Source organism: Ectobacillus panaciterrae DSM 19096, from assembly GCF_000430785.1.
Classification (GTDB): domain Bacteria; phylum Bacillota; class Bacilli; order Bacillales; family Bacillaceae_G; genus Ectobacillus; species Ectobacillus panaciterrae.
Map to the genome: position 1 here is coordinate 1 of NZ_AUMR01000128.1, position 8,718 is coordinate 8,718.

The 8,718-nt window shown below is 37.6% G+C and carries 7 protein-coding genes; 5 read left to right on the forward strand and 2 right to left on the reverse strand.

Annotated elements, in window-relative coordinates; translation table 11 throughout:
• Nucleotides 1-680: 680 nt before the first annotated feature.
• Nucleotides 681-1,589 carry a LysR family transcriptional regulator gene (locus H540_RS0120575; protein WP_028402195.1) on the reverse strand — a complete coding sequence of 303 codons (909 nt, stop codon included), beginning with the start codon at nt 1,587-1,589 and terminating at the stop codon, nt 681-683.
• A 194-nt stretch (nt 1,590-1,783) separates the two neighbouring features.
• Here H540_RS0120575 and H540_RS0120580 point away from each other — a divergent pair, with 194 nt between their 5' ends.
• The 5 genes from H540_RS0120580 (at nt 1,784) to H540_RS0120605 (ending at nt 7,041) form a co-directional block, all read left to right on the forward strand.
• A complete protein-coding gene (locus H540_RS0120580; RefSeq protein ID WP_028402196.1) occupies nt 1,784-2,869 on the forward strand; it encodes an alpha/beta hydrolase in 1,086 nt (361 codons plus the stop codon).
• Nucleotides 2,870-3,333: 464 nt separating this feature from the next.
• Entirely contained in the window at nt 3,334-4,080 is a 747-nt protein-coding gene (locus H540_RS0120585; RefSeq protein ID WP_028402197.1) for an SDR family oxidoreductase, read from the forward strand.
• Between the two features lie 369 nt (nt 4,081-4,449).
• Nucleotides 4,450-4,812 (forward strand): cyclophilin-like fold protein, encoded by a 363-nt coding sequence (locus tag H540_RS0120595; RefSeq protein WP_028402198.1) that lies wholly within the window; start codon nt 4,450-4,452, stop codon nt 4,810-4,812.
• A 149-nt stretch (nt 4,813-4,961) separates the two neighbouring features.
• Nucleotides 4,962-6,131: an MFS transporter gene (locus H540_RS0120600; protein WP_028402199.1), complete on the forward strand. Its 1,170-nt coding sequence runs from the start codon at nt 4,962-4,964 to the stop codon at nt 6,129-6,131.
• A gap of 172 nt (nt 6,132-6,303) precedes the next feature.
• The gene (locus H540_RS0120605; RefSeq protein WP_028402200.1) at nt 6,304-7,041 is read left to right on the forward strand and encodes an SDR family oxidoreductase; all 738 of its coding nucleotides are present in this window, start codon (nt 6,304-6,306) and stop codon (nt 7,039-7,041) included.
• A gap of 673 nt (nt 7,042-7,714) precedes the next feature.
• Here H540_RS0120605 and H540_RS30440 read toward each other — a convergent pair.
• Nucleotides 7,715-8,302, reverse strand: a complete 588-nt coding sequence (locus tag H540_RS30440) for a TetR/AcrR family transcriptional regulator (protein ID WP_028402201.1) — start codon at nt 8,300-8,302, stop codon at nt 7,715-7,717.
• Nucleotides 8,303-8,718 lie beyond the last annotated feature (416 nt).

The following is an 8,718-nucleotide window of genomic DNA, read 5'->3' on the forward strand; positions in this document are numbered from 1 at the left end:
CCCTATTCCCCCCCCTCTCCGATTGTTGCCACGGCGTTTCTAAGGAAATATTTACTATTAATCAACTAAAAGTGATTTTTAATATCTCCAATTTTACTTCCGATAACACTGATTATGTAAACAAGAGCTGCCTAGCAAGGCAGCTCTCTATTTTTCTCGTATATCGAATGATTTGATATGCTGTGTAGGGGTTCGACCGAGATACATGTAATTTGGGGTCATAGGCTGTATTTTATTACCAATAACTATGTTTTGTTGTAACAAAAAGGTCTGGAATCAATAATGTTACGAATTATTTTTGAGACAGTATTTTGTTACACCGTTATTCAAAGTTTATTAAGACTAGTATTTTGAAATGGAAAACGTAACATAAATGTTCGTTTTTGTTACAGTTGTCAACGAATAATAAGTCGTTTAAAAGCAATAAAGTTTCTTAATAATGTCAGTCACGTTATTCAATAATCGGGCCAGATTGTTAAATAACATTTTAAATGAATTGTGAAGTTTGTGGAGAAATGTACTTAAGCTAACGGTCAGGTTAGTTCGATAAGAAATGGTTGAAAACCAGATGTTATAGCTCTCTTTTGAAATAAAAAAGCACTCTTTGAAAGAATGCTTAATGACTCTCAAATCAGAAAGTCTGAATAGTGCTTATTCTAGAGGTGTAAGTTCTGAAAATCCTATATATCTGATAAAGAATTTGAAAGTTTCGCCTGAATTTCTTTTAAAAACATATCAGCAGCAGCGGAAAAAACCTGATGCTTTTTCCAAACAATATTTAAGCCAGATTCAAGCCTTGGCTTTAGCGGTCTAAAACAAAGGTTACTATCACTAGATGTATTCACTATTTTATCAAGGGTTATTGCATAACCAATGCCCTCATCAACCATAATGGCAGCATTATATGCAAGATTGTATGTAGTCACGACGTTTAATTTATCAAAATCTTCACCAAACCAATCCGCAAATTCATTTTTAGAAAATGTCTGCTTCATAGCCTGTCGTGAACAGATTAGCGGAACATTTAATAAATCCACCGCTTGAATGGTATCTTTGAAAGCAAGAGGACTGTCTTTCCTCATAACAACTCCCCAAACATCTTTGACTGGGATATTGATATAATTGTATTTTGATAAATCAGCTGGTTGAATTAAAATACCAAAGTCAAGCAATCCCTTGTCAAGCCGTTCAGTCACATCGTCTTCGTTTCCGCTGTAGAGGTGATACCGTATATTTGGATAACTTAACTGCAAATCTTTTACTACCCGTGCAATCTGTCTCATGGCGTCTGTTTCCCCACCACCTATATAAACATCACCACTTATTGTTTCTTCCATGGAATTAAATTCTGCCTCTAATTTATCGACCATATCAACGATTTCTTCTGCTCTCTTTCGCAGGAGCATTCCTTCATCTGTAAGAATGATACTGTGACTACTGCGAATAAATAGTTTTTTCCCTAACTCTTGTTCAAGTTCTTTTAATTGTCTTGACAAGGTCGGCTGTGTAACATGCAAAAAATTAGCAGCACCTGTTATGCTTCCTTCTCTTGCAACAGTAAGAAAATATCGCAAAACTCTAAATTCCATATATCACTCCTCCTTTATAATGTTTTAGTATATACGTTTCAGAAATGCCTATAAAGCATATCTAGATATAAGATATGAGTATTTGTTATATATAAAAAGCACGCTAGAATAAATAACAAAGGAGGTAATATGGTGGCTTATATCACAAAAGAAAATGCTCTGATTATCCGAATTTGAAAGGGTGTTATTTTAAAGTGAAAAAAAAATCTATTATCACGCGTGTACTCACAGTGATAGCACTGAGCTTGCTTTTATCCGCGACCAGCGTTGCATCCAAGACCAGCGTTGTCGCTGCATACACGCCGGACATGTCCAATGGAGCAGACAACTTTTACAAGAGCAACAAGGTAACCATGAAGAAGGTTGAGTTTAAAAATCAATACAACATGAATGTTGTAGGGAATCTTTTTATTCCCAAAGGTTTGAAGAAGAACACCAAAAATCCCGCGATCATTGTCGGGCATCCTATGGGCGCAGTAAAAGAACAAAGTGCGAATCTGTATGCCCAGAAAATGGCTGAACAGGGATTCGTTACTTTGTCCTTTGATTTGTCTTTCTGGGGAGAGAGTGAGGGTCAGTCTCGCAACGCTGTTTCGCCGGATATCTATGCCGAGGATTTCAGTGCTGCGGTGGATTTCCTAGGCACCCGGCCGTTTGTTGACAGGGATCGGATTGGTGTTATCGGGATTTGTGGCAGCGGGAGCTTTGCCATCAGCGCAGCCAAGATCGACCCGCGCTTGAAAGCCATTGCGACAGTCAGTATGTACGACATGGGTGCCGCCAACCGTAACGGGCTTAAACACTCGCAGACTCTCGAGCAGAGAAAGAAGACTCTCGAAGAGGCAGCGGAGCAACGCTATGTGGAGTTCACAGGCGGTAAAACCAAATACACCAGTGGGACAGTACATGAACTGAATGAAAACACTGACCCCATCCAGCGTGAGTTTTATGACTTCTACCGCACTCCAAGAGGTGAATTCACTCCCAAGAGCTCGTCACCTGAACTCACGACACACCCGACGCTTACCAGTAACGTCAAATTCATGAATTTTTACCCGTTCGCAGACATAGAGACGATTTCTCCTCGTCCCATGCTTTTCATTACGGGTGAAAACGCTCATTCCAGAGAGTTCAGCGAAGACGCCTACAAGCTGGCGGCCGAACCGAAGGAACTCTACATTGTTCCGGGCGCAGGTCATGTGGATCTGTATGACCGGGTGAATTTAATCCCTTTTGACAAGCTCGAGTCCTTCTTCAAAGAAAATCTGAAGAAAAAATAAGGCTTGTGTTGGAAGATCGTAGAGAGCTTTGCGTGCCAATGGTACTTTGGGTGAAACCCACTGTGTGAATCCCGCTTATCTTGTCGGGATTCACACTTTCTTGTCTGAATAGAATTCCAAACTTTAAAAGTGAAGGATATCAAATGAATTTTTGGATTGGATTTTCAGACATCAGTTCAATAAGAGCTTTTTAGTGGCTTCTTGGCTTTTGGGTATTCTTCTATCTATTTTCGACATTTTTAGGTTACCCAACTTCTCTAAAGATAATCAACAATTTTAATTGGTTTGTTCAATAATGAACGAATTTCATTAATTTAACCATTGTATGCATCATGTTTCTATTTAATGATAATAGACAAATGTTGATTAATCAATCAATGATGATTTTCTTTTGAGTGAAGTCAATGTTGGCCATAATACAAAAGAATTGTTTTCAATACAAATAAGAAAGGGAGTAATTAATTATGTCTAATATTCAAGATAAAGTTGTTATTATTATGGGTGCATCAAGTGGGATTGGTGAAGCAACTACCAAGAAGCTTGCACAAGAAGGAGCAAAATTAGTCATTGCGGCTCGTCGTGAAGATCGCTTGAAAGCTCTTGTTGAATCATTGCCAAATGCTGAAATTTCATATGCAGTTGCAGATGTAACGGATAAAGAGGAAGTACAAGCAGTTGTAGATTTGGCAGTCGAAAAGTATGGTCGTGTAGATGTGCTCTACAACAATGCTGGGGTCATGCCAACTGCTCCACTTTCAGAAAAACGTTTTGATGAATGGCGTCAAATGTTAGACATCAATATCATGGGTGTATTAAACGGAATTGCTGCTGTATTACCTATTATGAAGCAACAACAGTCCGGTCACATTATTTCAACTGATTCCGTAGCTGGACATGTTGTTTATCCAGGGTCTGCTGTATACTGTGGGACTAAGTTTGCAGTTAGAGCGATTATGGAGGGATTGCGCCAGGAAGAAAGAGAAAATAATATTCGTTCAACTATAATTTCACCAGGTGCTGTAAGTACTGAACTTTATACAACAATTAATACTCCTGAAGATCGAGAATGGGTAAAGAATCTTATGGATACAGGAGAAGGTCTTTCTTTGAAATCAAGCGATATCGCAGATGCAGTAGTTTATGCGATTAGCACACCTGAGACTGTTTCGGTAAGCGAAATCCTGATTCGGCCGACAAAACAAGTTATCTAATCGATGTTGCGATTTATAGAAATAACTATTCTTATAATGCTCTGTTAAAAAATTGCCCCATAGCTTGTTGGGGGCAATTTTTACTAATGACAGTTTAAGGATAGTCCCTGCTCATTTATGTTATTTTCCAAGCAATTATGAGTAAAAATCAGGAGGCATATTGATGGGAAAAGGGTTTAAATTGACACTTTTATCTATACTGGCTACTTCAACGTTTCTAACAGCTTGTGGCAGTAGTAATAATGAAAAAACACCAAGGGCAATGATACTGTAAATACTAATTCAAGTGCTAATAATGTAGTTAAAACTGATAAAACGAACAATCAGAATAGTGAAGATTCGCCAATTGATAATAGAGGTCTAAATAATATGCAAGACGTTAGAGTAAAATTGACATTTAATAACGAAAAAGTAATTGTGGAATTGTACGATAATCCAACAAGTAGAGATTTTTTAGACCAACTGCCATTAACAGTAATATTTAAAGATTATGCAAATACCGAAAAAATTAGTGTCCTAGACAAAAGATTAACTACTAAAGACGCACCATCTGGCAGTGATCCTTCAGTTGGAGATTTTGCTTATTTTTCTCCTTGGGGAAATATTACTTTATTTTATGGGGATCATGGTTTTTCAAATGGATTGATCAAATTAGGTAAGATCGTATCTGGAGTAGAAAAACTTAAAAGTATAAATGGCGATTTTAAAGTTACAATTGAAAAAAATGATTGAAAAAGAGAATCATATTGAATTATCGGAAGGTAGGATATGGTGAAATTCAGGTCTCAGTAGTTTGCTTTGACACAATGTCTGAACCTGCATAAGAATGTGGAGAAACGTTCCTGCCTAATTGTAAATAGTTGAAGATAGGAGTTGCTTTTTTGTCTAAACGAAATAATTTACTTATATTTATATTGACCATAGGGGCTTTCGGCATCATAAATACTGAAATGGGGGTTATAGGGATATTACCCTACATTGCTGATTACTTTCATATCAGTGTATCTAAGGCCGGGTGGCTAGTGAGTCTCTTCGCACTTACTGTTTCAATATCTGGTCCAACGATGCCGTTATTATTTTCGGGGATAAATCGTAAGACGGCAATGTTACTTGTACTTGGTATTTTCGTTCTAGGTAACATTGTCTCTATATTTACATCTAACTATGCCATTGCAATAATTGCGCGTGTGATTCCAGCCATTTTTCATCCAATCTATTTTTCAGCAGCTTTTACAATGGCTGCTAACTCAGTTCGCAAGGAAGAAGCTCCAAAAGCTGTTTCAAAAGTTTTTATTGGAGTATCTGCGGGTATGGTACTTGGTGTACCAATCGCAAGTTTTCTTGCTAGTACAGTTTCGTTTCAAATATCAATGTCATTTTTTGCCATTGTGAACGCGATAGTATTTATTGCTACATTAGTATTTTTCCCTTCTATGCCTGTTAAAGAAAGACTTTCTTACGGAGCTCAATTATCGGTATTAAAAAAACCAATTACTTGGCTTTCCATTGTTGCTGTCATTTTACTAAATTCAGCAGTATTTGGGGTGTATAGTTATCTTGCTGAGTATCTTAAAACCGTTACGCATACCTCTGGGAAATCAATTAGTTTAATGTTAGTCATATTCGGGGGGGCAAATATTATTGGAAACATTGTGGCAGGGAAGTTACTTACTAAAGATGCCATCAAGTCTGTAATATCGTTTCCTTTTGCATTGGGAGCCGTTTACATCATATTATTCTTATTAGGACAATTTACTTTACCTATGGCTATCATTACTTTAGTTTGGGGAATATTGGCTGGTATAGGAGGTAATATTAATCAATATTGGATTACGTCTGCAGCTCCAGAAGCTCCTGATTTCGCTAATGGATTATTTTTATCATCCGTTAACTTAGGAACAACAATTGGTACAGCTGTAGGTGGATTATTTATTTCAGAATTAGGTACACAATACGTTGTATTAGTAGGATTATTATCGTTGGTATTAAGTTTGGCATTTATTATGTTAAGAAACTACATGTATACTCCTACAAAACAACTTTCTAGATAAGGTATTCATTCAACAATCTATAACAGTTTTCTAATCATTATTGATTTATCATCCCTGTCCAATTTTCTTTGACAAAATTTCCAGGTGTTACCTTAATTAAAAAGCCGAAAAATCTAAAAGTTACCCTAGCCTATAGCCAAAGTTATTATTAGGCGAGAAATGGAGGATTTAAATGTCAAAGGATAAACAAGTTGCCCTTGTTACCGGCGGGAATCGAGGAATTGGGTATGAGTTGGTCAAACAATTGGCTTTGAATGGTTTTAGAGTCATTTTGGCAAGTCGGGATCCAGAGATGGGTCATGAAGCAGCGCAAAAGCTAAGGGAGTCAAATCTGGACGTTTCGTTTGTGGTGATAGATGTAGATAATCAAGAAAGCATCCGTCAATCTGCGATTACAGTAAATGAGCGGTATGGAAGATTAGACGTATTGATTAATAATGCAGGCGTGTATTTGGATGAGAATAAAAAGTTATTGACTATGGATCCGTCCATTCTAGAGAAAACGATGGCAACTAATTTCTTTGGGGCTTACCATGTGATCCGTTCCTTTATTCCACTCATGGAAAAGCAAGGTTATGGGAGAATTATTAATGTTTCTTCAGAATATGGGGCGATGAGCGAAATGTCATATCCAGGAGTAGGAGCTTATAAGTTGTCTAAACTTGCCCTAAATGGATTGACACGATTGGTAGCTGCAGAAATCAAGGGTGATATTAAAATAAACGCGGTCGATCCGGGATGGGTAAGCTCAGATATGGGTGGACCATCGGCTCCAAGAACTCCTAAACAAGCTGCTGAGTCTATCCTTTGGTTAGCGACGATAGGACCTGAAGGACCTTCTGGAGGGTTCTTTAGAGATGGAAAACAAATTCCTTTCAGGAAGAACTCGAAAAGAGCGGAAGAAAAGTGATTAAAAACAATTTAAAATCATTGCAGTTACGGGATTTGTTCATCCAGCATGCTTGATAGTAAGTGATGCTTCTAAGTTCAAATCTACAATATCCCTTCAGTACAAGGGTGTTTCTGTTAACTTAAAAAATTCACTCAGATCTTATGTTAATAAGGATAAAGCCTGGAACTTATGTCGAGATTACCGCAAATGGGTGTGACGAGCACCATGCTTTACAAACGATAGAAAATTCTTTGAATCAAAACCTATATATTGATACGGAAATGCGAGGAAATGGTTGGATGGTCTCTAAAGAATTATGCCCATCTTGTGATGAAATTGTACTTGAGACGAAAATTCATGGTAATAACGACTTTTTGTGTTGTCTCCATATATAATCCAACTTACGAAGTTTAATGGGGAAAACCTCAAAATATGAATGTTCCACTTTAAGACCGTAAAAGTGCTTATCTTCAATTAACATCTTCTATAATCGGGCGCGTTTATGTAGTAACAAAAAAGCGTAATTTCTCAGCATTAAATTGAGAAATTACGCTTTTTAATATTGAAAATTCCTTAACATTGTGTAGGATAGGCTGCTGACGAGTTACCACCTTGAGGAAGAGATCTAATGCCAAGTGACATGGCGCACAAATCCGCATTTTCGGGACGCTACCCCAATATGTTCTTACTATTATGCTTGTCCTGGAAATAACGTATCCAAAATACGATTTACAAATTCAACCCGCTCTTCTTGCGACTCCTCTTTACCTGAAAAATTCAATTGGAACGTACGTTGAAAACAACTTCCCAGCAATAAATCCGCTACAGCTCTTGGATTCAGTTTCTTGCTGATTCTACCAATATTTTTTTCTTTCAATAAATAAGCTTCCACCGCCTCATTTGCACTATACGGACTTTCATTTCGTAGAGTAAAATCTTCTCGATGGCGAAGCAATATTTCCGGTTCCGAGAAAATAGAACAGATTAAGGGCATCGAACTATGATAATCTTCCAACGCCGCAAGAGCCACCTGGTTCAGATTTCTCCGCACCGTTTCTTTACCAGCAAGGCTTTGCAGCAATGTTAAAGTTCCCATCAGATTTTTCAATTTTCCCTGTAAAACATGGAGAAATATATCTTCCTTGTTTCTAAAATGATTATACAACGATCCTTCGGAGCAACCGGCTGCCCGAGCGATTTCCTTAGTCGTGGTCTTGGCAAGTCCGTTCGTTAATAATACTCGCTCGGTAGCTTCAACTATTTTATTTTTTAAATCCAAGTTTATCCCCCGCTCTATTGACATGGCGTTGAAAGCCGTTTATGATCTTATTATGAGTGTGCGCTCACTCGAAGTCAAGTACTGTAATATTATTCATTAATGAGTGAGAACTGGTTATTTTTGAGTGTGCGCTCACTCAAAGTCAAATACTGTAATATTATTCATTAATGAGTAAGCACTGGTTATTTTTGAGTGTGCACTCACTCAAAGCCAAATGCTGTAATATTATTCATTAATGAGTGAGAACTAGGTATTTTTGAGTGTGCACTCACTCATAATCTAATGTGAAAGGAGGTTGCTCAATGAAGTCGCAAAATTACCGCAATCACGTTGGCCATCGCAAGTGCAATAACCATGCGCCTTGACGACACTCTGAGCATGCTGATGCTCAATAACGATCTTTGGCGCCTGAATAA